This is a genomic window from Streptococcus mitis (assembly GCF_002096815.1).
Lineage (GTDB): Bacteria > Bacillota > Bacilli > Lactobacillales > Streptococcaceae > Streptococcus > Streptococcus mitis_AD.
Window position 1 is genome coordinate 195,504 of record NZ_NCVJ01000020.1, and the last position, 24,683, is coordinate 220,186.

At 40.6% G+C, this 24,683-nt stretch carries 36 protein-coding genes; 34 read left to right on the forward strand and 2 right to left on the reverse strand.

Annotated elements, in window-relative coordinates; translation table 11 throughout:
* Positions 1–2: 2 nt before the first annotated feature.
* From rplP to B7696_RS06450, 29 genes are all read left to right on the forward strand, one after another.
* Positions 3–416: a 50S ribosomal protein L16 gene (rplP, locus tag B7696_RS06310; protein WP_000960946.1), complete on the forward strand. Its 414-nt coding sequence runs from the start codon at positions 3–5 to the stop codon at positions 414–416.
* 9 nt (positions 417–425) lie between these two features.
* Entirely contained in the window at positions 426–632 is a 207-nt protein-coding gene (rpmC, locus tag B7696_RS06315; RefSeq protein ID WP_000772918.1) for a 50S ribosomal protein L29, read from the forward strand.
* A gap of 24 nt (positions 633–656) precedes the next feature.
* Positions 657–917: a 30S ribosomal protein S17 gene (rpsQ, locus tag B7696_RS06320; protein WP_000440801.1), complete on the forward strand. Its 261-nt coding sequence runs from the start codon at positions 657–659 to the stop codon at positions 915–917.
* A 25-nt stretch (positions 918–942) separates the two neighbouring features.
* Positions 943–1,311, forward strand: a complete 369-nt coding sequence (gene rplN / locus B7696_RS06325) for a 50S ribosomal protein L14 (protein WP_000616545.1) — start codon at positions 943–945, stop codon at positions 1,309–1,311.
* Between the two features lie 78 nt (positions 1,312–1,389).
* Positions 1,390–1,695, forward strand: coding sequence for a 50S ribosomal protein L24 (rplX, locus tag B7696_RS06330; RefSeq protein WP_084862773.1), 306 nt, complete (start codon positions 1,390–1,392; stop codon positions 1,693–1,695).
* Between the two features lie 23 nt (positions 1,696–1,718).
* Positions 1,719–2,261: a 50S ribosomal protein L5 gene (rplE, locus tag B7696_RS06335; RefSeq protein ID WP_000013542.1), complete on the forward strand. Its 543-nt coding sequence runs from the start codon at positions 1,719–1,721 to the stop codon at positions 2,259–2,261.
* A gap of 17 nt (positions 2,262–2,278) precedes the next feature.
* On the forward strand, positions 2,279–2,464 hold the full coding sequence (locus tag B7696_RS06340) for a type Z 30S ribosomal protein S14 (RefSeq protein WP_001085697.1): 186 nt from the start codon (positions 2,279–2,281) through the stop codon (positions 2,462–2,464).
* 180 nt (positions 2,465–2,644) lie between these two features.
* On the forward strand, positions 2,645–3,043 hold the full coding sequence (rpsH, locus tag B7696_RS06345) for a 30S ribosomal protein S8 (RefSeq protein WP_000245504.1): 399 nt from the start codon (positions 2,645–2,647) through the stop codon (positions 3,041–3,043).
* A gap of 187 nt (positions 3,044–3,230) precedes the next feature.
* Complete coding sequence (rplF, locus tag B7696_RS06350; protein WP_000086626.1) at positions 3,231–3,767, forward strand: 50S ribosomal protein L6; 537 nt, start codon at positions 3,231–3,233, stop codon at positions 3,765–3,767.
* A gap of 83 nt (positions 3,768–3,850) precedes the next feature.
* A complete protein-coding gene (rplR, locus tag B7696_RS06355; RefSeq protein ID WP_000624044.1) occupies positions 3,851–4,207 on the forward strand; it encodes a 50S ribosomal protein L18 in 357 nt (118 codons plus the stop codon).
* A 17-nt stretch (positions 4,208–4,224) separates the two neighbouring features.
* Positions 4,225–4,719 (forward strand): 30S ribosomal protein S5, encoded by a 495-nt coding sequence (gene rpsE / locus B7696_RS06360; RefSeq protein ID WP_000874202.1) that lies wholly within the window; start codon positions 4,225–4,227, stop codon positions 4,717–4,719.
* Positions 4,720–4,732: 13 nt separating this feature from the next.
* Complete coding sequence (gene rpmD, locus B7696_RS06365; protein WP_000057241.1) at positions 4,733–4,915, forward strand: 50S ribosomal protein L30; 183 nt, start codon at positions 4,733–4,735, stop codon at positions 4,913–4,915.
* 144 nt (positions 4,916–5,059) lie between these two features.
* Complete coding sequence (gene rplO / locus B7696_RS06370; RefSeq protein WP_000766089.1) at positions 5,060–5,500, forward strand: 50S ribosomal protein L15; 441 nt, start codon at positions 5,060–5,062, stop codon at positions 5,498–5,500.
* A 12-nt stretch (positions 5,501–5,512) separates the two neighbouring features.
* Positions 5,513–6,823: a preprotein translocase subunit SecY gene (gene secY, locus B7696_RS06375; protein WP_084862775.1), complete on the forward strand. Its 1,311-nt coding sequence runs from the start codon at positions 5,513–5,515 to the stop codon at positions 6,821–6,823.
* Positions 6,824–6,977: 154 nt separating this feature from the next.
* Positions 6,978–7,616 carry an adenylate kinase gene (locus tag B7696_RS06380; protein WP_001050436.1) on the forward strand — a complete coding sequence of 213 codons (639 nt, stop codon included), beginning with the start codon at positions 6,978–6,980 and terminating at the stop codon, positions 7,614–7,616.
* A 116-nt stretch (positions 7,617–7,732) separates the two neighbouring features.
* Positions 7,733–7,951 (forward strand): translation initiation factor IF-1, encoded by a 219-nt coding sequence (infA, locus tag B7696_RS06385; RefSeq protein ID WP_001029883.1) that lies wholly within the window; start codon positions 7,733–7,735, stop codon positions 7,949–7,951.
* A gap of 24 nt (positions 7,952–7,975) precedes the next feature.
* A complete protein-coding gene (gene rpmJ / locus B7696_RS06390; protein WP_001808836.1) occupies positions 7,976–8,092 on the forward strand; it encodes a 50S ribosomal protein L36 in 117 nt (38 codons plus the stop codon).
* A gap of 17 nt (positions 8,093–8,109) precedes the next feature.
* Positions 8,110–8,475 (forward strand): 30S ribosomal protein S13, encoded by a 366-nt coding sequence (gene rpsM, locus B7696_RS06395; RefSeq protein ID WP_000090781.1) that lies wholly within the window; start codon positions 8,110–8,112, stop codon positions 8,473–8,475.
* A gap of 17 nt (positions 8,476–8,492) precedes the next feature.
* Positions 8,493–8,876 carry a 30S ribosomal protein S11 gene (rpsK, locus tag B7696_RS06400; RefSeq protein WP_001118385.1) on the forward strand — a complete coding sequence of 128 codons (384 nt, stop codon included), beginning with the start codon at positions 8,493–8,495 and terminating at the stop codon, positions 8,874–8,876.
* A 42-nt stretch (positions 8,877–8,918) separates the two neighbouring features.
* Positions 8,919–9,854: a DNA-directed RNA polymerase subunit alpha gene (locus B7696_RS06405; RefSeq protein ID WP_000568988.1), complete on the forward strand. Its 936-nt coding sequence runs from the start codon at positions 8,919–8,921 to the stop codon at positions 9,852–9,854.
* Between the two features lie 11 nt (positions 9,855–9,865).
* A complete protein-coding gene (gene rplQ / locus B7696_RS06410) occupies positions 9,866–10,252 on the forward strand; it encodes a 50S ribosomal protein L17 (protein WP_000331493.1) in 387 nt (128 codons plus the stop codon).
* 264 nt (positions 10,253–10,516) lie between these two features.
* A complete protein-coding gene (locus tag B7696_RS06415) occupies positions 10,517–10,783 on the forward strand; it encodes an ACT domain-containing protein (protein WP_000644124.1) in 267 nt (88 codons plus the stop codon).
* Positions 10,784–10,792: 9 nt separating this feature from the next.
* Positions 10,793–12,130, forward strand: a complete 1,338-nt coding sequence (locus tag B7696_RS06420) for a PFL family protein (protein WP_084862777.1) — start codon at positions 10,793–10,795, stop codon at positions 12,128–12,130.
* A 243-nt stretch (positions 12,131–12,373) separates the two neighbouring features.
* Complete coding sequence (locus B7696_RS06425; protein WP_049543955.1) at positions 12,374–13,066, forward strand: histidine phosphatase family protein; 693 nt, start codon at positions 12,374–12,376, stop codon at positions 13,064–13,066.
* A gap of 160 nt (positions 13,067–13,226) precedes the next feature.
* The gene (leuS, locus tag B7696_RS06430) at positions 13,227–15,728 is read left to right on the forward strand and encodes a leucine--tRNA ligase (protein WP_084862778.1); all 2,502 of its coding nucleotides are present in this window, start codon (positions 13,227–13,229) and stop codon (positions 15,726–15,728) included.
* 92 nt (positions 15,729–15,820) lie between these two features.
* On the forward strand, positions 15,821–16,276 hold the full coding sequence (locus B7696_RS06435) for a MarR family winged helix-turn-helix transcriptional regulator (RefSeq protein WP_049551258.1): 456 nt from the start codon (positions 15,821–15,823) through the stop codon (positions 16,274–16,276).
* Positions 16,277–16,332: 56 nt separating this feature from the next.
* Positions 16,333–17,565, forward strand: coding sequence for an acyl-CoA thioesterase/BAAT N-terminal domain-containing protein (locus B7696_RS06440; RefSeq protein WP_049551257.1), 1,233 nt, complete (start codon positions 16,333–16,335; stop codon positions 17,563–17,565).
* A gap of 298 nt (positions 17,566–17,863) precedes the next feature.
* Positions 17,864–18,559: a GNAT family N-acetyltransferase gene (locus tag B7696_RS06445; RefSeq protein WP_049551256.1), complete on the forward strand. Its 696-nt coding sequence runs from the start codon at positions 17,864–17,866 to the stop codon at positions 18,557–18,559.
* An 11-nt stretch (positions 18,560–18,570) separates the two neighbouring features.
* A complete protein-coding gene (locus B7696_RS06450) occupies positions 18,571–18,987 on the forward strand; it encodes a GNAT family N-acetyltransferase (RefSeq protein ID WP_020902700.1) in 417 nt (138 codons plus the stop codon).
* 427 nt (positions 18,988–19,414) lie between these two features.
* On the opposite strand, the gene B7696_RS10610 is transcribed toward B7696_RS06450, so the two are convergent.
* Together B7696_RS10610 and B7696_RS06455 are read right to left on the reverse strand one after the other, a co-directional pair.
* Positions 19,415–19,549, reverse strand: a complete 135-nt coding sequence (locus B7696_RS10610) for a hypothetical protein (protein WP_257960423.1) — start codon at positions 19,547–19,549, stop codon at positions 19,415–19,417.
* Positions 19,550–19,710: 161 nt separating this feature from the next.
* Positions 19,711–19,803 carry a type I toxin-antitoxin system Fst family toxin gene (locus B7696_RS06455; RefSeq protein WP_084862780.1) on the reverse strand — a complete coding sequence of 31 codons (93 nt, stop codon included), beginning with the start codon at positions 19,801–19,803 and terminating at the stop codon, positions 19,711–19,713.
* Positions 19,804–19,936: 133 nt separating this feature from the next.
* Between B7696_RS06455 and ruvB the strand changes: the two genes are divergently transcribed.
* The 5 genes from ruvB (at position 19,937) to rseP (ending at position 24,677) form a co-directional block, all read left to right on the forward strand.
* The gene (gene ruvB, locus B7696_RS06460) at positions 19,937–20,935 is read left to right on the forward strand and encodes a Holliday junction branch migration DNA helicase RuvB (RefSeq protein WP_023946759.1); all 999 of its coding nucleotides are present in this window, start codon (positions 19,937–19,939) and stop codon (positions 20,933–20,935) included.
* On the forward strand, positions 20,916–21,488 hold the full coding sequence (locus B7696_RS06465; protein WP_084862782.1) for a nucleotidyltransferase family protein: 573 nt from the start codon (positions 20,916–20,918) through the stop codon (positions 21,486–21,488). Before ruvB ends, B7696_RS06465 begins: the two co-directional genes overlap by 20 nt.
* A 337-nt stretch (positions 21,489–21,825) precedes the next feature.
* A complete protein-coding gene (locus B7696_RS06470; protein WP_084862783.1) occupies positions 21,826–22,584 on the forward strand; it encodes an isoprenyl transferase in 759 nt (252 codons plus the stop codon).
* An 8-nt stretch (positions 22,585–22,592) separates the two neighbouring features.
* A complete protein-coding gene (locus B7696_RS06475) occupies positions 22,593–23,396 on the forward strand; it encodes a phosphatidate cytidylyltransferase (protein WP_084862785.1) in 804 nt (267 codons plus the stop codon).
* A gap of 21 nt (positions 23,397–23,417) precedes the next feature.
* A complete protein-coding gene (gene rseP / locus B7696_RS06480; RefSeq protein WP_084862787.1) occupies positions 23,418–24,677 on the forward strand; it encodes an RIP metalloprotease RseP in 1,260 nt (419 codons plus the stop codon).
* Positions 24,678–24,683 lie beyond the last annotated feature (6 nt).

Sequence of the window (24,683 nt, forward strand, 5' to 3'; positions counted from 1 at the left end):
CAATGTTAGTACCTAAACGTGTTAAACACCGTCGTGAATTCCGTGGAAAAATGCGCGGTGAAGCAAAAGGTGGAAAAGAAGTAGCATTTGGTGAATACGGTCTTCAAGCTACAACTAGCCACTGGATCACTAACCGCCAAATCGAAGCTGCTCGTATCGCCATGACTCGTTACATGAAACGTGGTGGTAAAGTTTGGATTAAAATCTTCCCACACAAATCATACACTGCTAAAGCTATCGGTGTGCGTATGGGATCTGGTAAAGGGGCACCTGAAGGTTGGGTAGCACCAGTTAAACGTGGTAAAGTGATGTTCGAAATTGCTGGTGTATCTGAAGAGATTGCACGCGAAGCGCTTCGTCTTGCTAGCCACAAATTGCCAGTTAAATGTAAATTCGTAAAACGTGAAGCAGAATAAGGAGAAGGCATGAAACTTAATGAAGTAAAAGAATTTGTTAAAGAACTTCGTGGTCTTTCTCAAGAAGAACTCGCGAAGCGCGAAAACGAATTGAAAAAAGAATTGTTTGAACTTCGTTTCCAAGCTGCTACTGGTCAATTGGAACAAACAGCTCGCTTGAAAGAAGTTAAAAAACAAATCGCTCGTATCAAAACAGTTCAATCTGAAGCGAAATAATAGACTAGGGAAGGAGAAATTTCAATGGAACGCAATAATCGTAAAGTTCTTGTTGGACGTGTTGTATCTGACAAAATGGACAAGACAATCACAGTTGTAGTTGAAACAAAACGTAACCACCCAGTCTATGGTAAACGTATTAACTACTCTAAAAAATACAAAGCTCATGATGAAAACAATGTTGCCAAAGAAGGCGATATCGTACGTATCATGGAAACTCGCCCGCTTTCAGCTACAAAACGTTTCCGTCTTGTAGAAGTTGTTGAAGAAGCGGTCATCATCTAATCAAACCTGAAAGGAGAAAACTGAAATGATTCAAACAGAAACTCGTTTGAAAGTCGCAGACAACAGCGGTGCTCGCGAAATCTTGACTATCAAAGTTCTTGGTGGTTCAGGACGTAAATTTGCAAACATCGGTGATGTTATCGTGGCATCTGTAAAACAAGCTACTCCTGGTGGTGCGGTTAAAAAAGGTGACGTTGTTAAAGCAGTTATCGTTCGTACTAAATCAGGTGCTCGTCGTGCTGATGGTTCATACATCAAATTTGACGAAAACGCAGCAGTTATCATCCGTGAAGACAAAACTCCTCGCGGAACACGGATCTTTGGCCCAGTTGCACGTGAATTGCGTGAAGGTGGCTTCATGAAGATCGTGTCACTTGCTCCAGAAGTACTTTAATTTTTAGAAACAAACTAGTCCCCTGGATTTACCTCCAGGGTGCCCTTATGGGCGTAAGAAAAATCAAGGAGAAACCTAATGTTTGTAAAAAAAGGCGACAAAGTTCGCGTAATCGCTGGTAAAGATAAGGGAACAGAAGCTGTTGTCCTTACTGCCCTTCCAAAAGTAAACAAAGTTATCGTTGAAGGTGTTAACGTCGTTAAGAAACACCAACGTCCAACTAACGAGCTTCCTCAAGGTGGGATCATCGAAAAAGAAGCAGCTATCCACGTATCAAACGTTCAAGTTTTGGACAAAAATGGTGTAGCTGGTCGTGTTGGTTACAAATTTGTAGACGGTAAAAAAGTTCGCTACAACAAAAAATCAGGCGAAGTGCTTGATTAATCACGAAGGAAAGGAGAAGTATAATGGCAAATCGTTTAAAAGAAAAATATCTTAATGAAGTAGTTCCTGCTTTGACAGAACAATTCAACTACTCATCAGTGATGGCTGTGCCTAAAGTAGATAAGATCGTTTTGAACATGGGTGTTGGTGAAGCTGTATCAAACGCTAAAAGCCTTGAAAAAGCTGCTGAAGAATTGGCACTTATCTCAGGTCAAAAACCACTTATCACTAAAGCTAAAAAATCAATCGCCGGCTTCCGTCTTCGTGAAGGTGTTGCGATCGGTGCAAAAGTTACCCTTCGTGGTGAACGTATGTACGAATTCTTGGATAAATTGGTTTCAGTTTCACTTCCACGTGTACGTGACTTCCACGGTGTTCCAACAAAATCATTTGATGGACGCGGAAACTACACACTTGGTGTGAAAGAACAGTTGATCTTCCCAGAAATCAATTTTGATGACGTTGACAAAACTCGTGGTCTTGACATCGTTATCGTAACAACTGCTAACACTGACGAAGAGTCACGTGCATTGCTTACAGGCCTTGGAATGCCTTTTGCAAAATAATATAGGAGGTAAATCTAATGGCTAAAAAATCAATGATTGCTAAGAACAAACGTCCAGCGAAGTTCTCTACTCAAGCTTATACTCGTTGTGAAAAATGTGGTCGTCCACATTCAGTTTACCGCAAATTTAAACTTTGCCGTGTTTGCTTCCGTGAATTAGCTTACAAAGGACAAATCCCTGGTGTAACAAAAGCATCTTGGTAATTCTAGCTTTCAATCCCGTCGTGATTCGTCGTTATCTGCTTTTGCCTAACTCAAGTTATGCCTGCAAGCAGATGCCTAGACTCACTTAGGAATTGAAACCTAGAAACATATTCTGAGCCCAGCTCAATCATTAACTAGCAAGTGCAACTTGCAAACTACTAGTAAGAGGAGAAAAACAAAATGGTTATGACTGACCCAATCGCAGACTTCCTAACTCGTATTCGTAACGCTAACCAAGCTAAACACGAAGTACTTGAAGTACCTGCATCAAACATCAAAAAAGGGATTGCTGAAATCCTTAAACGCGAAGGTTTTGTAAAAAACGTTGAAATCATCGAAGATGACAAACAAGGTATCATCCGTGTATTCCTTAAATACGGACCAAACGGTGAAAAAGTTATCACTAACTTGAAACGTGTTTCTAAACCAGGACTTCGTGTCTACAAAAAACGTGAAGACCTTCCAAAAGTTCTTAACGGACTTGGAATTGCTATCCTTTCAACTTCTGAAGGTTTGCTTACTGATAAAGAAGCACGCCAAAAGAATGTTGGTGGGGAAGTTATCGCTTACGTTTGGTAATATTTAGCTCCCAATTTCTTTGTGACTCTTCGTTATCGTCTCTTGCCTAACCCAAAGTTATGCCTGCGAGACGATGCCTAGATTCACTTTGAAATTGAAACCTAAATGTTCCTTTAAATCGAGAAATCGATTTAACCCCGTGAAAACTGGCCGTCTTGGCCTGACAATTTAACAGGAGAAAATAAACATGTCACGTATTGGTAATAAAGTTATCGTGTTGCCTGCTGGTGTTGAAATCACCAACAATGACAACGTTGTAACTGTAAAAGGACCTAAAGGAGAACTTACTCGTGAGTTCTCAAAAGATATTGAAATCCGTGTGGAAGGTACAGAAGTAACTCTTCACCGTCCAAACGATTCAAAAGAAATGAAAACTATCCACGGAACTACTCGTGCCCTTTTGAACAACATGGTTGTTGGTGTATCAGAAGGATTCAAGAAAGAACTTGAAATGCGCGGGGTTGGTTACCGTGCACAACTTCAAGGATCTAAACTTGTTTTGGCTGTTGGTAAATCTCATCCAGACGAAGTTGAAGCTCCAGAAGGTATTACTTTTGAACTTCCAAACCCAACAACAATCGTTGTTAGCGGAATTTCAAAAGAAGTAGTTGGTCAAACAGCTGCTTACGTACGTAGCCTTCGTTCGCCAGAACCATATAAAGGTAAAGGTATCCGTTACGTTGGTGAATTCGTTCGCCGTAAAGAAGGTAAAACAGGTAAATAATGTTGAGTGGTTGATTCTCAACCACCAACCTATTTTCCAACTTTGTGCATAGCACACGATTTAAAACTAAAGAGGTGAAAACTGTGATTTCAAAACCAGATAAAAACAAACTCCGCCAAAAACGCCACCGTCGCGTTCGCGGAAAACTCTCTGGAACTGCTGATCGCCCACGTTTGAACGTATTCCGTTCTAATACAGGCATCTACGCTCAAGTGATTGATGACGTAGCGGGTGTAACGCTCGCAAGTGCTTCAACTCTTGATAAAGAAGTTTCAAAAGGAACTAAAACTGAACAAGCCGTTGCTGTCGGTAAACTCGTTGCAGAACGTGCAAACGCTAAAGGTATTTCAGAAGTGGTGTTCGACCGCGGTGGATATCTATATCACGGACGTGTGAAAGCTTTGGCTGATGCAGCTCGTGAAAACGGATTGAAATTCTAATAGGAGGACACTAGAAAATGGCATTTAAAGACAATGCAGTTGAATTAGAAGAACGCGTAGTTGCTGTCAACCGTGTTACAAAAGTTGTTAAAGGTGGACGTCGTCTTCGTTTCGCAGCTCTTGTTGTTGTTGGTGACCACAATGGTCGCGTAGGATTTGGTACTGGTAAAGCTCAAGAAGTTCCAGAAGCAATCCGTAAAGCAGTAGATGATGCTAAGAAAAACTTGATTGAAGTTCCTATGGTTGGAACAACAATTCCACACGAAGTTCTTTCAGAATTCGGTGGAGCTAAAGTATTGTTGAAACCTGCTGTAGAAGGTTCTGGAGTTGCCGCTGGTGGTGCAGTTCGTGCCGTTGTGGAATTGGCAGGTGTGGCAGATATTACATCTAAATCACTTGGTTCTAACACTCCAATCAACATTGTTCGTGCAACTGTTGAAGGTTTGAAACAATTGAAACGCGCTGAAGAAGTTGCTGCCCTTCGTGGTATTTCAGTTTCTGATTTGGCATAAGAAAGGGGATAAAATGGCTCAAATTAAAATTACTTTGACTAAGTCTCCAATCGGACGCATTCCATCACAACGTAAAACTGTTGTAGCACTTGGACTTGGCAAATTGAACAGCTCTGTTATTAAAGAAGATAACGCTGCTATCCGTGGTATGATCACTGCAGTATCTCACTTGGTAACAGTTGAAGAAGTAAACTAATGAATTTTTAGGGGATGTGCACTATACCATCCCCTAAAACTAGATATAGTCATCTATGATGACGTCGTATAGGCGAGTTGATGGGGGAGACAACCTTTTCTCCCTTATCGGCGCTAGCATTTTACAAAAGAGGAGAAAATAAAAATGAAACTTCATGAATTGAAACCTGCAGAAGGTTCTCGTAAAGTACGTAACCGCGTTGGTCGTGGTACTTCATCAGGTAACGGTAAAACTTCTGGTCGTGGTCAAAAAGGTCAAAAAGCTCGTAGCGGTGGCGGAGTTCGCCTTGGTTTTGAAGGTGGACAAACTCCATTGTTCCGTCGTCTTCCAAAACGTGGATTCACTAATATCAACGCTAAAGAATACGCAATTGTGAACCTTGACCAATTGAACGTCTTTGAAGATGGTGCTGAAGTTACTCCAGTTGTTCTTATCGAAGCAGGAATTGTTAAAGCTGAAAAATCAGGCGTTAAAATTCTTGGTAACGGTGAGTTGACTAAGAAATTGACTGTGAAAGCAGCTAAATTCTCTAAATCAGCTGAAGAAGCTATCACTGCTAAAGGTGGTTCAGTAGAAGTCATCTAAGAGAGGTGACCTATGTTTTTTAAATTATTAAGAGAAGCTCTTAAAGTCAAGCAGGTTCGATCAAAAATTTTGTTTACAATTTTTATCGTGTTGGTCTTTCGTATCGGGACTAGTATTACAGTTCCTGGTGTGAATGCCAATAGCTTGAATGCTTTAAGTGGATTATCCTTCTTAAACATGTTGAGCTTGGTGTCAGGGAATGCCATGAAAAACTTCTCGGTTTTTGCTCTGGGTGTTAGTCCCTACATTACGGCCTCTATCGTTGTCCAACTCTTGCAAATGGATATTTTACCCAAATTTGTAGAGTGGGGTAAACAAGGGGAAGTAGGTCGAAGAAAATTAAATCAAGCTACTCGTTATATTGCTCTTGTTCTAGCCTTTGTGCAATCTATCGGGATTACAGCTGGTTTTAATACTTTGGCTGGAGCTCAATTGTTGAAAACAGCTCTTACACCACAAGTCTTTATCATGATTGGTATCATCTTAACAGCTGGTAGTATGATTGTGACGTGGTTGGGAGAGCAAATTACAGATAAGGGATACGGAAATGGTGTTTCTATGATTATCTTTGCCGGGATTGTTGCCTCAATTCCAGAGATGATTCAGGGCATCTATGTGGACTACTTTGTGAACGTTCCAAGTGACCGTATCAACTCATCTATTATTTTTGTAATCATTTTGATTATTACTGTATTGTTGATCATTTACTTTACAACTTATGTTCAACAAGCAGAATACAAAATTCCAATCCAATATACTAAGGTTGCACAAGGTGCTCCATCTAGCTCTTACCTTCCTTTGAAGGTAAACCCTGCTGGAGTTATCCCTGTTATCTTTGCAAGTTCGATTACTGCAGCGCCTGCGGCTATTCTTCAGTTTTTGAGCGCTACAGGTCATGATTGGGCTTGGGTAAGAACAGCACAAGAAATGCTGGCAACAACTTCACCAACTGGTATTGCCATGTATGCTTTATTGATTATTCTCTTTACATTCTTCTATACGTTTGTACAGATTAATCCTGAAAAAGCGGCAGAGAATCTACAAAAGAGCGGTGCCTATATCCACGGAGTTCGTCCTGGTAAAGGTACAGAAGAATATATGTCTAAACTTCTTCGTCGTCTTGCAACTGTTGGTTCTCTCTTCCTTGGTGTGATTTCTATTTTACCGATCGTAGCAAAAGATATTTTCGGACTTTCAGAAGCAGTTGCTTTTGGAGGTACTAGTCTTTTGATCATTATCTCTACAGGTATTGAAGGAATCAAACAATTAGAAGGTTACTTATTGAAACGTAAGTATGTTGGTTTCATGGATAGAACAGAATAAAATAGAAGTATTTACTTGAATAGTAAATGCTGAGGGAGTGGAGGTTTAACTCTAACATTTGTAAGAGTTTGGTCTCCCCTCTTCTATTTTGTTTTTAAATAGAGGTGAAAATATTTTTTGCCTCTATTTAAAAATAAAATAAGGAGATCAAATCATGAATCTTTTGATTATGGGCTTACCTGGTGCAGGTAAGGGAACTCAAGCAGCAAAAATCGTAGAACAATTCCATGTTGCACATATCTCAACAGGTGATATGTTCCGCGCTGCTATGGCAAATCAAACTGAAATGGGTGTTCTTGCTAAGTCATACATTGACAAGGGTGAATTGGTTCCTGATGAAGTTACAAATGGAATCGTAAAAGAACGTCTTTCACAAGATGATATTAAAGAAACAGGATTCTTGTTGGATGGTTACCCACGTACAATCGAACAAGCTCATGCCTTGGACAAAACATTGGCTGAACTTGGCATTGAACTAGAAGGGGTCATCAACATTGAGGTGAACCCTGACAGTCTCTTGGAACGTTTGAGTGGTCGTATCATCCACCGTGTAACTGGAGAAACTTTCCACAAGGTCTTTAACCCACCAGTTGACTATAAAGAAGAAGATTACTACCAACGTGAAGATGATAAACCTGAGACAGTAAAACGTCGTTTGGATGTGAATATTGCTCAAGGAGAACCAATCATTGCTCACTACCGTGCCAAAGGTTTGGTTCATGACATCGAAGGTAATCAAGATATCAATGATGTCTTCTCAGATATCGAAAAAGTATTGACAAATTTGAAATAAAGCGTTTTTCACACTTGCAAAAATCCGCTACAAATGTTATACTGAGATAGTCTGACTTATAATTGTTGTCTCTGTGTCTAGAGGCATCGAATCGAAATTTATGGAGGTGCTTTTGCGTGGCAAAAGACGATGTGATTGAAGTTGAAGGCAAAGTAGTTGATACAATGCCGAATGCAATGTTTACGGTTGAACTTGAAAATGGACATCAGATTTTAGCAACAGTTTCTGGTAAAATTCGTAAAAACTATATTCGTATTTTAGCGGGAGATCGTGTTACTGTCGAAATGAGTCCATATGACTTGACACGTGGACGTATCACTTACCGCTTTAAATAATCGAAAAACTTGGAGGGATAAGAAATGAAAGTAAGACCATCGGTCAAACCAATTTGCGAATACTGTAAAGTTATTCGTCGTAATGGTCGTGTTATGGTAATTTGCCCAGCAAATCCAAAACACAAACAACGTCAAGGATAAGATAGAAAGGAGAAAACATGGCTCGTATTGCTGGAGTTGACATTCCAAATGACAAACGTGTAGTAATCTCATTGACTTATGTTTATGGTATCGGACTTGCAACATCTAAGAAAATTTTGGCTGCTGCTGGAATCTCAGAAGATGTTCGTGTACGTGATCTTACATCAGATCAAGAAGATGCTATCCGTCGTGAAGTGGATGCAATCAAAGTTGAAGGTGACCTTCGTCGTGAAGTAAACTTGAACATCAAACGTTTGATGGAAATCGGTTCATACCGTGGTATCCGTCACCGTCGTGGACTTCCTGTCCGTGGACAAAACACTAAAAACAACGCTCGCACTCGTAAAGGTAAAGCTGTTGCGATTGCTGGTAAGAAAAAATAATATAGGAGGTAAAAGTCTTGGCTAAACCAACACGTAAACGTCGTGTGAAAAAGAATATCGAATCTGGTATTGCTCATATTCACGCTACATTTAATAACACTATTGTTATGATTACTGATGTGCATGGTAATGCAATTGCTTGGTCATCAGCTGGTGCTCTTGGTTTCAAAGGTTCTCGTAAATCTACACCATTCGCTGCTCAAATGGCTTCTGAAGCTGCTGCTAAATCTGCACAAGAACACGGTCTTAAATCAGTTGAAGTTACTGTAAAAGGTCCAGGTTCTGGTCGTGAGTCAGCTATTCGTGCGCTTGCTGCCGCTGGTCTTGAAGTAACAGCAATTCGTGATGTGACTCCAGTGCCACACAATGGTGCTCGTCCTCCAAAACGTCGCCGTGTATAATCATCGCATTACACTGCTTTTCGTTTAAGAGGGAGTAACTAAATGATCGAGTTTGAAAAACCAAATATAACAAAAATTGATGAAAATAAAGATTATGGCAAGTTTGTAATCGAACCACTTGAACGTGGCTACGGTACAACTCTTGGTAACTCTCTTCGTCGTGTACTTCTAGCTTCTCTACCAGGAGCAGCTGTGACATCTATCAATATTGATGGTGTGTTGCATGAGTTTGACACAGTTCCAGGTGTTCGTGAAGACGTGATGCAAATCATTCTGAACATTAAAGGAATTGCAGTGAAATCGTACGTTGAAGACGAAAAAATCATCGAACTGGATGTTGAAGGTCCTGCTGAAGTAACAGCTGGTGACATTTTGACAGATAGCGATATTGAAATTGTAAATCCAGATCATTATCTTTTTACAATTGGTGAAGGTTCTTCTCTAAAAGCGACTATGACTGTTAACAGTGGTCGTGGATATGTACCTGCTGATGAAAATAAAAAAGATAATGCACCAGTTGGAACACTTGCTGTAGATTCTATTTATACACCAGTTACAAAAGTCAACTATCAAGTGGAACCTGCTCGTGTAGGTAGCAATGATGGATTTGACAAATTAACCCTTGAAATCTTGACAAATGGAACAATTATTCCAGAAGATGCTTTAGGGCTTTCAGCACGTATTTTGACAGAACATCTTGATTTGTTTACAAATCTTACTGAGATTGCTAAGTCAACTGAAGTGATGAAAGAAGCTGACACTGAATCTGACGATCGTATTTTGGATCGTACGATTGAGGAACTGGACTTATCTGTGCGTTCATACAACTGTTTGAAACGTGCCGGTATCAATACTGTGCATGATTTGACAGAAAAATCTGAAGCAGAGATGATGAAAGTACGAAATCTTGGACGCAAGAGTTTGGAAGAAGTGAAACTCAAACTCATTGATTTGGGTCTTGGATTAAAAGATAAATAAAGGAGGAATACATGGCTTACCGTAAACTAGGACGCACTAGCTCACAACGTAAAGCAATGCTTCGCGATTTGACAACTGACCTTTTGATCAACGAATCAATCGTGACAACTGAAGCTCGTGCTAAAGAAATCCGTAAAACTGTTGAAAAAATGATTACTCTAGGTAAACGTGGTGATTTGCATGCACGTCGTCAAGCAGCTGCTTTCGTACGTAATGAAATCGCATCTGAAAACTATGATGAAGCAACTGATAAGTACACTTCTACTACAGCACTTCAAAAATTGTTCTCAGAAATTGCACCTCGTTATGCTGAACGTAACGGTGGATACACTCGTATCCTTAAAACTGAACCACGTCGTGGTGATGCAGCGCCAATGGCGATCATCGAATTAGTATAAAATCATCAATTTTGTTGAGTGTTATGATGATGGAGTCTTGTGCTCTTAGTCTAGCTCTGGTCTACCGCTAGGATTTCGGTCCTAGCGGGAACACTCATCATAAGTTGTGATAGTAGACGCTTGTTTACGAAATTGTTTTTTGCTTAAGAACAACTTCGTAAGCAGGCGTTTTTGAGTATTTTAGTTAGAATTATGCTATACTATTTGAAAAGAATCCTGTTTAATGTTCAGGTTTCCTATTAAAAGAAGAATTGGAGTTTGCTTATGAAAGCGATTATAACTGTTGTTGGTAAAGATAAATCTGGAATTGTTGCAGGTGTTTCAGGCAAAATTGCAGAATTAGGATTGAATATTGATGATATCTCTCAAACTGTCTTGGATGAATATTTCACGATGATGGCTGTCGTCTCTAGTGATGAAAAGCAAGATTTTACCTATCTTCGTAATGAATTTGAAGCTTTTGGACAAACTTTGAATGTAAAAATCAATATTCAGAGTGCAGCGATTTTCGAAGCTATGTATAATATCTAGGAGGTTATCATGGATATTAGACAAGTTACTGAGACCATCGCCATGATTGAGGAGCAAAACTTCGATATCAGAACCATTACCATGGGGATTTCTCTTTTGGACTGTATCGATCCAGATATCAATTGTGCTGCGGAGAAAATTTATCAAAAGATTACGATCAAGGCGGCTAATTTAGTGGCTGTTGGTGATGAAATTGCGGCTGAGTTGGGAATTCCTATCGTTAATAAGCGTGTATCGGTGACTCCTATTTCTCTGATAGGGGCAGCGACAGATGCGACGGACTACGTGGTTCTGGCAAAAGCGCTTGATAAGGCTGCAAAAGAGATTGGAGTGGACTTTATTGGTGGTTTCTCTGCCTTGGTACAAAAAGGTTATCAAAAGGGGGATGAGATTCTCATCAATTCCATTCCTCGCGCTTTGGCTGAAACGGATAAGGTTTGCTCGTCAGTCAATATCGGCTCAACCAAGTCTGGTATTAATATGACGGCTGTGGCAGATATGGGACGAATTATCAAGGAAACGGCAACTCTATCTGATATGGGGGCAGCCAAGTTGGTTGTATTCGCTAATGCTGTTGAGGACAATCCATTTATGGCGGGTGCCTTCCATGGTGTTGGGGAAGCAGATGTTATCATCAATGTCGGAGTTTCTGGTCCTGGTGTGGTGAAGCGTGCTCTGGAAAAAGTTCGTGGAGAGAGCTTTGACGTAGTAGCCGAAACAGTTAAGAAAACTGCCTTTAAAATCACTCGTATCGGTCAATTGGTTGGTCAAATGGCCAGTGAGAGACTGGGTGTGGAATTTGGTATTGTGGACTTGAGCTTGGCGCCAACTCCTGCGGTTGGAGATTCTGTTGCACGTGTCCTTGAAGAAATGGGGCTAGAAACAGTTGGTACGCATGGGACGACGGCTGCCTTGGCTCTCTTGAATGACCAAGTTAAGAAGGGTGGAGTTATGGCCTGCAACCAAGTCGGTGGTTTGTCTGGTGCCTTTATCCCTGTTTCAGAGGATGAAGGAATGATTGCTGCAGTGCAAAATGGCTCTCTTAATCTGGAAAAACTAGAAGCTATGACAGCTATCTGTTCCGTTGGTTTGGATATGATTGCCATTCCGGAGGATACACCTGCTGAAACCATTGCGGCTATGATTGCAGATGAAGCGGCAATTGGTGTCATTAACATGAAAACAACAGCTGTTCGTATCATTCCAAAAGGAAAAGAAGGCGATATGATTGAATTTGGTGGTCTTCTTGGTACAGCTCCAGTAATGAAAGTCAATGGAGCTTCGTCTGTCGATTTCATTTCTCGTGGAGGCCAAATCCCAGCACCAATTCATAGTTTTAAAAATTAAGAAAATAGGAGAAATTTTAAGTTCTATTTAAGGTTGGATGTGTATACTATAATCATTAAATAAAGACCTCCTAATATTATTTGAAACAGATAACACTGATTTAGTTTGAATTTGATTTTCATCTAATATCTTTATTTAATGAACTCCTAAACTTTTTCATAATAATCTCCTGCAAAAGTCGCCTGTCTGGGTGGCTTTTGTTTTATCATCCATGATATAATAGAAGCAAACGGAGGACGGAAAATGGTAAAAGTACGATTGTATTTGGTACGTCATGGCAAGACTATGTTTAACACGATTGGTCGCGCGCAAGGTTGGAGCGATACTCCTTTAACTGCTGAAGGTGAACGAGGAATTCAAGAATTAGGAATCGGTTTGCGAGAATCTGGTTTGCAGTTTGAACGCGCTTATTCCAGTGATTCAGGGCGCACCATTCAGACGATGGGAATCATTCTTGATGAACTTGGCTTGCAGGGGAAAATCCCTTATCGCATGGACAAGCGTATCAGAGAATGGTGTTTCGGTAGTTTTGACGGGGCTTATGATGGTGATCTTTTTATGGGCATTATTCCTCGTATCTTTAATGTGGACCACGTTCACCAATTGTCTTATGCTGAACTGGCTGAGGGCTTGGTAGAGGTCGATACAGCTGGTTGGGCTGAAGGTTGGGAAAAACTCAGTGGCCGAATCAAGGAAGGCTTTGAAGCGATTGCCAAAGAAATGGAAGAACAAGGTGGGGGCAATGCCCTCGTTGTCAGCCACGGAATGACTATTGGAACCATTGTTTATCTGATCAATGGCATGCATCCGCATGGTCTAGATAATGGTAGCGTGACAATCCTTGAATATGAGGACGGCCAGTTTAGCGTTGAGGTTGTTGGTGACCGTAGTTACCGAGAACTAGGACGGGAGAAGATGGAAGAGACAAATAGTTAATAGAAGTTAGCTCCAAATGGGGGCTAATTTTTTATACTGTTATATAAGCTGGATTTGCGAATCAGTCTTTCTTGTCATCCAAGTCCAAAAGAACATTTCTCATCTTTCAAATTCCCTCAAAAATGGTATAATAGTAACATCACAAAATTGGAGAGAGACCATGAGTTTTTACAATCATAAAGAAATTGAGCCTAAGTGGCAGGGCTACTGGGCAGAACATCATACATTTAAGACTGGAACAGATACATCGAAACCGAAGTTTTATGCTCTCGATATGTTCCCTTATCCGTCTGGAGCGGGTCTGCACGTAGGACACCCAGAAGGTTATACTGCAACCGATATCCTCAGCCGTTACAAACGTGCGCAAGGCTACAATGTCCTTCACCCAATGGGCTGGGATGCCTTTGGTTTACCTGCAGAGCAATACGCTATGGATACGGGGAATGACCCAGCAGAATTTACAGCGGAAAATATTGCCAATTTCAAACGCCAAATCAATGCGCTTGGGTTCTCTTACGACTGGGATCGTGAAGTCAATACAACAGATCCAAACTACTACAAGTGGACACAATGGATCTTCACCAAGCTTTACGAAAAGGGCTTGGCCTATGAAGCGGAAGTGCCAGTAAACTGGGTTGAAGAATTGGGAACTGCCATCGCCAACGAAGAGGTTCTTCCTGACGGAACTTCTGAACGTGGAGGCTATCCAGTTGTCCGCAAACCAATGCGCCAATGGATGCTCAAAATCACTGCCTATGCAGAACGTCTGCTTAACGATTTAGATGAACTTGACTGGCCAGAGTCTATTAAGGACATGCAACGCAACTGGATTGGTAAATCAACTGGTGCCAATGTAACCTTCAAAGTTAAGGGAACAGACAAGGAATTCACAGTCTTTACGACTCGTCCTGACACCCTTTTCGGTGCTACTTTCACTGTCTTGGCTCCTGAGCATGACTTGGTTGACGCCATCACAAGCCCAGAGCAAGCAGAGGCTGTAGCAGACTACAAACATCAAGCTAGTCTCAAGTCTGACTTGGCTCGTACCGACCTTGCTAAGGAAAAAACAGGAGTTTGGACTGGTGCTTATGCTATTAACCCTGTTAATGGCAAGGAAATTCCAATCTGGATTGCGGACTATGTTCTTGCTAGTTATGGAACAGGTGCTGTCATGGCTGTTCCTGCCCATGACCAGCGTGACTGGGAATTTGCCAACCAATTTGACCTTCCAATCGTAGAAGTACTTGAAGGTGGAAACGTAGCAGAAGCTGCCTACACAGAAGATGGACCTCATGTCAATTCAGACTTCCTAGATGGATTGAACAAAGAAGACGCTATTGCTAAGATTGTGGCTTGGTTGGAAGAAAAAGGCTGTGGACAAGAGAAGGTTACTTACCGTCTCCGCGACTGGCTCTTTAGCCGCCAACGTTATTGGGGTGAGCCAATTCCTATTATTCATTGGGAAGATGGAACTTCAACAGCTGTTCCTGAAAATGAATTGCCACTTGTCTTGCCTGTAACCAAGGACATCCGTCCTTCAGGTACTGGAGAAAGTCCGCTAGCTAACTTGACAGACTGGCTTGAAGTGACTCGTGAAGATGGCGTTAAGGGGCGTCGCGAGACCAACACAATGCCACAATGGGCAGGTTCAAGCTGGTACTACCTCCGCTATATTGACCCGCACAATACTGAGAAATTGGCCGATGAGGAGCTCCTCAAACAATGGTTGCCAGTAGATATCTACGTGGGTGGTGCAGAGCATGCCGTTCTTCACTTGCTTTATGCTCGTTTCTGGCACAAATTCCTCTATGACCTCGGTGTTGTTCCAACTAAGGAACCATTCCAAAAACTCTTTAACCAAGGGATGATTTTGGGAACCAGCTACCGTGACCACCGTGGGGCTCTTGTGGCGACTGACAAGGTTGAAAAACGTGACGGTTCCTTCTTCCATGTAGAAACAGGTGAAGAGTTAGAGCAAGCGCCAGCTAAGATGTCTAAATCGCTCAAGAACGTGGTTAACCCTGACGATGTGGTGGAACAATACGGTGCCGATACCCTTCGTGTTTATGAAATGTTTATGGGACCACTTGATGCTTCGATTGCTTGGTCAGAAGAAGGTCTGGAAGGAAGCCGTAAGTTCCTTGACCGTGTTTACCGCTTGATTACAAGTAAAGAAATAGCTGCGGAAAACAATGGCGCTCTTGACAAAGTTTACAACGAAACTGTTAAAGCTGTCACAGAACAAATCGAATCCCTCAAATTCAACACAGCCATTGCCCAACTTATGGTCTTTGTCAATGCAGCTAACAAGGAAGACAAGCTTTATGCAGACTACGCCAAAGGCTTTATCCAATTGATTGCACCATTTGCGCCTCACTTGGCAGAAGAGCTCTGGCAAACAGTTGCAGCAACAGGTGAGTCAATCTCTTATGTGGCTTGGCCAACTTGGGACGAAAGCAAATTGGTTGAAGACGAAATCGAAATTGTCGTCCAAATCAAAGGTAAAGTCCGTGCCAAACTCATGGTCGCTAAAGACCTATCACGAGAAGAATTGCAAGAAATTGCTCTAGCGGATGAAAAAGTCAAAGCAGAAATTGACGGTAAGGACATCGTGAAAGTAATTGCGGTACCGAATAAATTGGTTAACATTGTTGTGAAATAAGAAATGAATCCTTCAGAGTAGAATCTGGAGGATTTTTTATTTGACAGGAAGTTTCTGTTTTGTTAATATGATTAACAAAGGAAAGAAAGATTATGGATAAAAAAGAATTTATTGCATTTAATAATCGTTTCAATAGATTTATTTTAGCGTTTGATCAGTTAAAAAAAAATCAACATAAAAGTGGTGTTGACAAATCCGTTACGTTGAATGAGGTACATTTGATTGTTGCGATTGGGAAAAATCAGCCCTTAAATCTAGTAAAATTATCTGAATTATTAGAAGTTTCAAGAAGTGCAATAACTCAAAGTGTTAGGAGATTGATTCAAAAAAATTTAGTTGTTTTTGATTTTGACCCGAATAATGGGAAAAATAAATATTTGAGATTATCTGAAAAAGGCATCGAAATTTTTAAAATCCATAAGGAGCAACAAGCATATATTGAAAAATCAATCTTTTCAGTTTTAAACAACTATAGTGAGGTGGAACTTAAAACAGTTGTGAAATTGATGGATGATATTGAAAAGGTGTGGGGAGAATTACCGTGGTAAAAGTCACGGTAAATTTCAAATATAATTGTTAAGCGAGTTAACAAAAAGGAGAAGATATGACTGTAAACATAGAACTGATTTCACAAACAGATTTAGCAGATGAATCTTTTTATATTGCTATCAATGGTTTAGAACCAAGGGCAATGTATTGTGTAGAAATGTACCTGTCTGATTATTACTGTATAAATGCTCCCTTGCTTTTAGATCATGATGTTATATGGAAATCAACCGCAATTTTTTTATCTGATCAGGACGGTATGATTGATACCTCTCAGACAGCATCTATTTCGGGATCTTATAAAGGGGTTTCAGAAATGGGATTATTCTTTAATGCGAAACCGTTGAAGAATAGGAAAAGGAGATTACCGAGTTCTCTTGATAGAATTCCATTACGAGATTGTTTTGGTGTTGAAATTAAAATCAAGCTGGGGAAAGATGTGGTCGCGGAGCAAAGTTTCGTAAGGCGTTATATGAATCTAGGAGTAAGATATCAAGATATCTATGACAAGCATTTTCAAGGTCGATTATTCTATGATGAAAAGTTAAGAAGGGCGCCAGCCGTGATTATTGTTAGCGGTAGTGAGGGAAGAATTGAAAAAGCTCAGAATATTGCCCAACTTTTATCTTCAAGAGGCTATATTTGTCTTGCAATAGCTTATTTTGGTTTAGAGGGATTATCTCAAAATTTAGAACGAATTCCGATAGAATGTCTGGAAGAGGCGAAAGATTTTCTATACCATCATCCTCAAGTTGATAATACAAAAATAGGAATATATGGTCGCTCTAAAGGAGCAGAGCTTGTTCTGGCTGGACAAAGTATTTTGGAAGATGTGCAATGTTTGGTACTCAATTCCCCCTCAAATGTAATATTTGAGGGAATAAAGGGAAAACTAAACTCTCATTCATCTTCTTGGACATATTTGCAAAAAGAACTTCCGTATCAAAAATTTCAGTTAGGAAATTATTTGTTAAACAAGTTTTTTGGAAAACACATTCCTGAAGATAGTAGGGCTCAGATTGATGTGAGTAAAATTGCCTCTCCTTTATTATTACTAGGAAGTGATGTTGATGAAATATGGAATGCATCATCCGCGATAGATGATATTATTTCACAATATAAAGGGGAATCCATTTTGTTTAAAAAATATCATGAAACAGGGCATATGTTGACGATTGCTTATCAACCGAATCATCGTTATCGAAAAGATTGGCGCTTATTAATGAAAGAAAGTGTAGACTCATGGTTTGCCACGATAAATTATTTTGATACACATCTGAAAAATTTGTAGATAGTGCTGAACCGTACTATAATAGTCCCAACTAAGATAAAAACACAGTTCTGGTTGGTAGTCCAGTCTAAAAAAGCAATTGTTCAAACAAGAGAGATTTGAACTCAAACAGTAAAAACGTAGAGAGAAGCATAAGGGACATTAACTCACTCGTTCCCATATTTGATTATTCCTCCATAAAGTGGATGGATGATTTTTATAAGAGGAGTTTGCATTATTGAATAGAAAACCAAGTGTTTCCTAAAATTTTCATTGAGATATGTTATACTATATTCAATAAGTGAATAAGGAGAAAGCTATGCCAGTAAATGAATATGATCAGATGATTGGGGAGTCAATGGAAGGTTATACACCGGGCGAATTGCCTTCTATTGGTTTCTTAGAAGGGCGTTATGCTAGGGTAGAGGCTCTTTCGGTGGAAAAGCATGCGGATGATTTATTAGCTGTTTATGGCCCAGATACTCCGCGGGAGATGTGGACTTACCTCTTTCAGGAACCAGTGGCAGATATGGAGGAGCTGGTTAGCCTTTTAAATCAGATGTTGGCTCGTAAGGATCGCTTTTACTATGCAATTATAGACAAGGAAACTGGTAAGGCTTTGGGAACATTTTCTCTCATGCGCATTGACCAGAATAATCGAGTGATAGAAGTGGGAGCGGTCACTTTTTCTCCAGAACTCAGGGGAACACGAATAGGGACAGAAGCTCAGTATCTCTTGGCACGTTATGTTTTTGAGGAGCTTAACTATCGTCGCTACGAATGGAAATGTGATTCTCTTAATCTGCCATCCAGACGAGCTGCGGAGCGTTTGGGATTTGTTTATGAAGGAACCTTCCGCCAGGCAGTCGTTTATAAGGGGCGTACTAGGGATACGGATTGGTTGTCTATGATTGATAAGGACTGGCCTCAAGTCAAAGCTCGATTGGAAGCATGGTTGGCTCCTGAAAATTTTGATAAAAATGGACGGCAGTACAAGAGCTTGAGAGAGTTTTAAGAGGTGTTGACATGATCACTATTAAAAAGCAAGAATTTGTCAAGCTAGAGGATGTTTTGCATCTCTATCAGGCTGTCGGTTGGACAAATTATACCGATCAATCAGAGATGCTGGAGCAGGCCTTATCTCATTCATTAGCGATTTATGTGGCGCTTGATGATGATACTGTGGTGGGCTTGATTCGTTTGGTTGGAGATGGATTCTCATCAGTACTGGTTCAGGATTTAATCGTTTTACCTATCTATCAGCGTCAAGGGATTGGTAGTGCCCTAATGAAAGAGGTTTTAGAGGATTACAAAGATGTCTATCAAGTTCAGCTGGTGACAGAAGAGACAGAAAGAACCTTGGGCTTCTATCGTTCTATGGGCTTTGAAATCTTATCCACCTATAATTGTATAGGAATGACTTGGATGAATCGAGAAAAATAATAAAATTTGTTTTTTATTAAGCAAAATTTAAGGATGGTCTAGTATTATATAGTCATTAAATAAAGACCTCCTAACTTTATTTAATGAAATCCTAAAACTTTTTTCATCATAATCTCCTAATGAAGCCACCCAATCAGGTGGCTTTTTTCGTGGATAGGTGATGGTGATAGATTTTTTTTGCAAAATAGTAAAATTTGAGAAAAGTTAAGCTAGTTTTAAGCTTTGTCTTGTATCATATAGTTATTAAATAAAGACCTCCTAACTTTATTTAATAAAATCCTAAACTTTTCTTTTTCATAATAATCTCCCTTAACTCCACCCAATCAGGTGGAGTTTTTTGGCTCTATTTCAGGATTTTGGGGACTATTCTAAAAATCATTTTCCGATATTTTTCGGATTTTGGTCGGGGAATTGGCGGGGACTTTTTTTAGCGAATATGACTAATAAATAGGTCTGTTGTCGCTTCAGCTACTTCAAACTCAATTTGATTGTAAGTGACTGTTAATTGAAGGACTGGAACTGCTGTAATAATGTTCTTGGTTGTCGAGGAGTGAGTCATCATATTGTTGTACAGCGGTTAAAGCTTGCGAAGCTGAGAATGTAAATCTTTGACGAAATGTGTGAACTGTGGGATAATGAAAGAGAATTAAGTATTGTGTCTATATCATAGGCTAGAAAAGACCCCAAGCTCACGTCCAAATAAGCTTGGGGTCTTTTTTGACACTATTTGTCCTTGTTTAGCCATTTATCGACTAGCCGAAGAACGACACCGACCACAATCGGTTCGATGATAGTTTTAAGGATTAGTTCCATCATGGGCTATCTCACCTCCTTTCGTAGGCGGTGTAGCAGTGCCGTAGAATGTTATACCACATAGGTGCTAAACTCTGGAGTCACCCAATCAGGTGGCTTTTTTGTTTGTGGCTTGGTTTTTTGATATAATAGAGCCATGAGTAGAATTTTAGATAATGAGATAATGGGGGACGAGGAGTTAGTAGAACGCACGCTCCGTCCTCAGTATTTACGTGAATATATTGGGCAGGATAAGGTCAAGGACCAGCTTCAAATCTTTATAGAAGCTGCCAAAATGCGGGATGAAGCGCTGGATCATGTGCTTTTATTTGGCCCTCCAGGCTTGGGAAAAACGACCATGGCTTTTGTTATTGCCAATGAACTAGGTGTCAATCTCAAGCAGACTTCGGGTCCAGTCATTGAAAAAGCCGGTGATTTGGTAGCGATTTTGAATGACTTAGAGCCTGGGGATGTTCTCTTTATTGATGAGATTCATCGTTTGCCAATGTCAGTGGAAGAGGTGCTTTATAGTGCCATGGAGGACTTCTACATTGATATCATGATTGGGGCTGGTGAAGGCAGTCGCAGTGTTCATTTGGAGTTGCCACCTTTCACTTTGATTGGTGCGACGACTCGGGCTGGTATGCTCTCAAATCCGCTACGGGCACGTTTTGGAATTACAGGTCACATGGAGTATTATGCCCATGCTGACTTGACGGAAATTGTTGAGCGGACGGCAGATATTTTTGAGATGGAAATCACTCATGAGGCAGCATCTGAATTAGCCCTACGTAGTCGTGGAACCCCTCGTATTGCCAATCGTCTCCTCAAACGCGTGCGCGATTTTGCCCAGATTATAGGGAATGGGGTTATCGATGATCTTATTACTGATAAGGCTTTGACTATGCTGGATGTTGACCATGAAGGTCTGGACTATGTGGACCAGAAAATCCTTCGCACCATGATTGAGATGTACGGTGGTGGTCCTGTTGGTCTAGGAACTCTTTCTGTTAACATAGCAGAAGAGCGTGAGACAGTTGAAGACATGTATGAGCCCTACTTGATTCAAAAAGGTTTTATCATGCGGACACGTTCTGGACGGGTGGCGACTGCTAAGGCATATGAGCATTTAGGGTATGAATATATTGAAAAATAAGGCTGAAATTTTAGACTCTTTCAGAGAAAATCCGGATATGATGGCTATTTTGACTATCATCCGAAACCTTGGTTTGAAAGATTCTTGGTTGGCAGCAGGTTCTGTCAGGAATTTCATCTGGAATCTCTTGTCAGATAAATCCCCTTTTGACTGTGAAACAGATGTAGATGTGATTTTCTTTAATCCAGATATTTCTTATGAGGAAACCTTATTACTGGAGAAAAAGCTACGAGAGGATTTTCCTCAGTACCAATGGGAGTTGAAAAATCAGGTCTATATGCATCAGCATAGCCCTCATACTGCTCCCTATACCAGTTCCCGTGATGCTATGAGTAAGTATCCAGAACGGTGTACGGCTGTTGGACTACGCTTGAATGAAGAATCCGATTTTGAACTCTATGCACCTTATGGTTTGGAGGATATTTTGAATTTTCAAGTTCGTCCAACTCCTCATTTTTTAGAGAATGAAGACCGAATGGAACTTTATCAAACACGTCTATCCAAGAAAAATTGGCAGGAAAAATGGAAAAATTTGATTTTTAAAAATCCTTAAGGAAACTTTAAGCTAGGAAGTGTATACTAAGTCCATAAGTTAAGAAGACCTTAACTTAAACTCCTAAAACTTTTTCATAATAATCTCCCTATAAAAAATAAAGTCGCCCAATCAGGTGGCTTATTTTTTTGAAAAATGGGCTTTGTGCCTGAGAATAATACTCAATGAAAATCAAAGAGCAAACTAGGAAGCTAGCCGCAGGCTGTACTTGAGTACGGCAAGGTGAAGCTGACGTGGTTTGAATTTGATTTTCGAAGAGTATAAATAGCTTAGTGATAGAAGAAAATAGGGAAATATGGTATAATGAAACGATAGATTTTTGAATAGGAATAAGATCATGTTTGGATTTTTTAAGAAAGATAAGGCTGTGGAAGTAGAGGTTCCGACACAGGTTCCTGCTCATATCGGCATCATCATGGATGGGAATGGCCGTTGGGCTAAAAAACGTATGCAACCGCGAGTCTTTGGACACAAGGCGGGTATGGAAGCATTGCAAACTGTGACCAAGGCAGCCAATAAACTGGGTGTTAAGGTTATTACGGTTTATGCTTTTTCTACAGAAAACTGGACCCGTCCAGATCAGGAAGTCAAGTTTATCATGAACTTGCCAGTAGAGTTTTATGACAATTATGTCCCTGAACTGCATGCGAATAATGTTAAGATTCAAATGATTGGGGAAACGGACCGCCTGCCTAAGCAAACTTTTGAAGCTCTGACCAAGGCTGAGGAATTAACTAAGAACAACACAGGATTAATTCTTAATTTTGCCCTCAACTATGGTGGACGTGCTGAGATTACACAGGCTCTTAAGTTGATTTCTCAGGATGTTTTAGATGCCAAAATCAACCCAGGTGACATCACAGAGGAATTGATTGGCAACTATCTCTTCACTCAGCATTTGCCTAAGGACTTACGAGACCCGGACTTGATTATCCGTACTAGTGGAGAATTGCGTTTGAGCAATTTCCTTCCATGGCAGGGAGCCTATAGTGAGCTCTATTTTACGGATACCTTGTGGCCTGATTTTGACGAGATGGCCTTGCAGGAAGCTATTCTTGCCTACAATCGTCGTCATCGCCGATTTGGAGGAGTTTAGGAGGAAATATGACACAGGATTTACAGAAAAGAACCTTGTTTGCAGGGATTGCCCTGGCTATTTTCCTACCAATTTTAATGATTGGGGGACTCTTGCTTCAGATAGCAATTGGAATCATAGCCATGCTAGCCATGCATGAACTTTTGAAGATGAGAGGTCTAGAGACCATGACTATAGAGGGTCTCTTAACCCTCTTTGCAACCTTTGCCTTGACCATTCCCTTGGAGAATTACCTGACTTTTTTGCCAGTTGATGGGAATGTGGTTGCCTATAGTGTGTTGATTTCAATCATGTTAGGAACGACTGTGTTTAGCAAGTCGTATACGATTGAGGATGCGGTTTTCCCTCTTGCTATGAGTTTCTATGTGGGCTTTGGTTTTAATGCTCTATTAGATGCTAGAATTGCAGGTTTAGATAAGGCACTATTAGCCTTATGTATTGTTTGGGCAACAGACAGTGGTGCCTATCTTGTTGGGATGAACTATGGTAAACGAAAATTAGCTCCGACAGTTTCTCCAAATAAAACCTTTGAGGGTGCCTTGGGTGGTATTTTAGGTGCGATTTTAGTAACTATTATCTTTATGATAGTTGACAGTACAGTTGCTCTTCCGTATGGAATTTACAAGATGTCAGTCTTTGCTATTTTCTTTAGCATTGCTGGACAATTTGGTGATTTATTAGAAAGTTCGATCAAGCGTCACTTTGGTGTCAAGGATTCTGGGAAATTTATTCCTGGACATGGTGGTGTTTTGGATCGTTTTGATAGTATGTTGCTTGTATTTCCAATTATGCACTTGTTTGGACTCTTTTAATCAAAAGACGGAGGAAATACTATGCTCGGAATTTTAACCTTTATTCTGGTTTTTGGGATTATTGTAGTGGTGCACGAGTTCGGACACTTCTACTTTGCCAAGAAATCAGGGATTCTAGTGCGTGAATTTGCCATTGGCATGGGACCCAAGATCTTTGCTCATATTGGCAAGGATGGAACTGCATATACCATTCGCATCTTGCCTCTGGGAGGCTACGTTCGCATGGCCGGTTGGGGTGATGATACAACTGAAATCAAGACAGGAACTCCTGTCAGTTTGACGCTTACTGATGATGGTAAGGTTAAACGCATCAATCTCTCAGGTAAAAAATTGGATCAAACAGCTCTTCCTATGCAGGTGACCCAATTTGACTTTGAAGACAAGCTCTTTATCAAAGGACTGGTTCTGGAAGAAGAAAAAACATTTGCAGTGGATCACGACGCAACGGTTGTGGAAGCAGATGGAACTGAGGTTCGGATTGCACCTTTAGATGTTCAATATCAAAATGCGACTATCTGGGGGAAACTCATTACTAACTTTGCAGGCCCCATGAACAACTTTATCTTAGGTGTCGTTGTTTTCTGGATTTTAATCTTCATGCAGGGTGGTGTCAGAGATGTCGATACCAACCAGTTCCATATTATGCCTCAAGGGGCTTTGGCTAAGGTAGGAGTACCAGAAACGGCACAAATTACCAAGATTGGCTCACATGAGGTTAGCAACTGGGAAAGTTTGATTCAGGCTGTGGAATCAGAAACCAAAGATAAGACGGCCCCGACCTTGGATGTGACTATTTCTGAAAAGGGGAGTGACAAACAAGTCACTGTTACTCCGGAAGAAAGTCAAGGCCGTTACCTTCTAGGTGTTCAACCGGGGATTAAGTCAGATTTTGTATCTATGTTTGTAGGTGGTTTTACAACTGCTGCTGACTCGGCCCTCCGAATTCTCTCAGAACTGAAAAATCTGATTTTCCAACCGGATTTGAACAAGCTAGGTGGACCTGTTGCCATCTTTAAGGCAAGTAGTGATGCTGCTAAAAATGGAATTGAGAATGTCTTGTACTTCTTGGCAGTGATTTCCATCAATATCGGGATTTTTAATCTTATTCCGATTCCAGCCCTGGATGGTGGTAAGATTGTGCTCAATATCCTGGAAGCCATTCGCCGCAAACCATTGAAACAAGAAATTGAAACCTATGTCACCTTGGCCGGAGTGGTCATCATGGTTGTCTTGATGATTGCTGTGACCTGGAATGACATCATGCGACTCTTTTTTAGATAATCGAGG

What these genes read in the sequence shown, in the direction of transcription:
- rplP (WP_000960946.1), top strand. Translation starts at nt 3, where the DNA reads ATGTTAGTACCTAAACGTGTTAAACACCGTCGTGAATTCCGTGGAAAA.
- rpmC (WP_000772918.1), top strand. Translation starts at nt 426, where the DNA reads ATGAAACTTAATGAAGTAAAAGAATTTGTTAAAGAACTTCGTGGTCTT.
- rpsQ (WP_000440801.1), top strand. Translation starts at nt 657, where the DNA reads ATGGAACGCAATAATCGTAAAGTTCTTGTTGGACGTGTTGTATCTGAC.
- rplN (WP_000616545.1), top strand. Translation starts at nt 943, where the DNA reads ATGATTCAAACAGAAACTCGTTTGAAAGTCGCAGACAACAGCGGTGCT.
- rplX (WP_084862773.1), top strand. Translation starts at nt 1,390, where the DNA reads ATGTTTGTAAAAAAAGGCGACAAAGTTCGCGTAATCGCTGGTAAAGAT.
- rplE (WP_000013542.1), top strand. Translation starts at nt 1,719, where the DNA reads ATGGCAAATCGTTTAAAAGAAAAATATCTTAATGAAGTAGTTCCTGCT.
- B7696_RS06340 (WP_001085697.1), top strand. Translation starts at nt 2,279, where the DNA reads ATGGCTAAAAAATCAATGATTGCTAAGAACAAACGTCCAGCGAAGTTC.
- rpsH (WP_000245504.1), top strand. Translation starts at nt 2,645, where the DNA reads ATGGTTATGACTGACCCAATCGCAGACTTCCTAACTCGTATTCGTAAC.
- rplF (WP_000086626.1), top strand. Translation starts at nt 3,231, where the DNA reads ATGTCACGTATTGGTAATAAAGTTATCGTGTTGCCTGCTGGTGTTGAA.
- rpsE (WP_000874202.1), top strand. Translation starts at nt 4,225, where the DNA reads ATGGCATTTAAAGACAATGCAGTTGAATTAGAAGAACGCGTAGTTGCT.
- rpmD (WP_000057241.1), top strand. Translation starts at nt 4,733, where the DNA reads ATGGCTCAAATTAAAATTACTTTGACTAAGTCTCCAATCGGACGCATT.
- rplO (WP_000766089.1), top strand. Translation starts at nt 5,060, where the DNA reads ATGAAACTTCATGAATTGAAACCTGCAGAAGGTTCTCGTAAAGTACGT.
- secY (WP_084862775.1), top strand. Translation starts at nt 5,513, where the DNA reads ATGTTTTTTAAATTATTAAGAGAAGCTCTTAAAGTCAAGCAGGTTCGA.
- B7696_RS06380 (WP_001050436.1), top strand. Translation starts at nt 6,978, where the DNA reads ATGAATCTTTTGATTATGGGCTTACCTGGTGCAGGTAAGGGAACTCAA.
- rpmJ (WP_001808836.1), top strand. Translation starts at nt 7,976, where the DNA reads ATGAAAGTAAGACCATCGGTCAAACCAATTTGCGAATACTGTAAAGTT.
- rpsM (WP_000090781.1), top strand. Translation starts at nt 8,110, where the DNA reads ATGGCTCGTATTGCTGGAGTTGACATTCCAAATGACAAACGTGTAGTA.
- B7696_RS06405 (WP_000568988.1), top strand. Translation starts at nt 8,919, where the DNA reads ATGATCGAGTTTGAAAAACCAAATATAACAAAAATTGATGAAAATAAA.
- rplQ (WP_000331493.1), top strand. Translation starts at nt 9,866, where the DNA reads ATGGCTTACCGTAAACTAGGACGCACTAGCTCACAACGTAAAGCAATG.
- B7696_RS06415 (WP_000644124.1), top strand. Translation starts at nt 10,517, where the DNA reads ATGAAAGCGATTATAACTGTTGTTGGTAAAGATAAATCTGGAATTGTT.
- B7696_RS06420 (WP_084862777.1), top strand. Translation starts at nt 10,793, where the DNA reads ATGGATATTAGACAAGTTACTGAGACCATCGCCATGATTGAGGAGCAA.
- B7696_RS06425 (WP_049543955.1), top strand. Translation starts at nt 12,374, where the DNA reads ATGGTAAAAGTACGATTGTATTTGGTACGTCATGGCAAGACTATGTTT.
- leuS (WP_084862778.1), top strand. Translation starts at nt 13,227, where the DNA reads ATGAGTTTTTACAATCATAAAGAAATTGAGCCTAAGTGGCAGGGCTAC.
- B7696_RS06435 (WP_049551258.1), top strand. Translation starts at nt 15,821, where the DNA reads ATGGATAAAAAAGAATTTATTGCATTTAATAATCGTTTCAATAGATTT.
- B7696_RS06440 (WP_049551257.1), top strand. Translation starts at nt 16,333, where the DNA reads ATGACTGTAAACATAGAACTGATTTCACAAACAGATTTAGCAGATGAA.
- B7696_RS06445 (WP_049551256.1), top strand. Translation starts at nt 17,864, where the DNA reads ATGCCAGTAAATGAATATGATCAGATGATTGGGGAGTCAATGGAAGGT.
- B7696_RS06450 (WP_020902700.1), top strand. Translation starts at nt 18,571, where the DNA reads ATGATCACTATTAAAAAGCAAGAATTTGTCAAGCTAGAGGATGTTTTG.
- B7696_RS10610 (WP_257960423.1), bottom strand. Translation starts at nt 19,549, where the DNA reads ATGATGACTCACTCCTCGACAACCAAGAACATTATTACAGCAGTTCCA.
- B7696_RS06455 (WP_084862780.1), bottom strand. Translation starts at nt 19,803, where the DNA reads ATGATGGAACTAATCCTTAAAACTATCATCGAACCGATTGTGGTCGGT.
- ruvB (WP_023946759.1), top strand. Translation starts at nt 19,937, where the DNA reads ATGAGTAGAATTTTAGATAATGAGATAATGGGGGACGAGGAGTTAGTA.
- B7696_RS06465 (WP_084862782.1), top strand. Translation starts at nt 20,916, where the DNA reads ATGAATATATTGAAAAATAAGGCTGAAATTTTAGACTCTTTCAGAGAA.
- B7696_RS06470 (WP_084862783.1), top strand. Translation starts at nt 21,826, where the DNA reads ATGTTTGGATTTTTTAAGAAAGATAAGGCTGTGGAAGTAGAGGTTCCG.
- B7696_RS06475 (WP_084862785.1), top strand. Translation starts at nt 22,593, where the DNA reads ATGACACAGGATTTACAGAAAAGAACCTTGTTTGCAGGGATTGCCCTG.
- rseP (WP_084862787.1), top strand. Translation starts at nt 23,418, where the DNA reads ATGCTCGGAATTTTAACCTTTATTCTGGTTTTTGGGATTATTGTAGTG.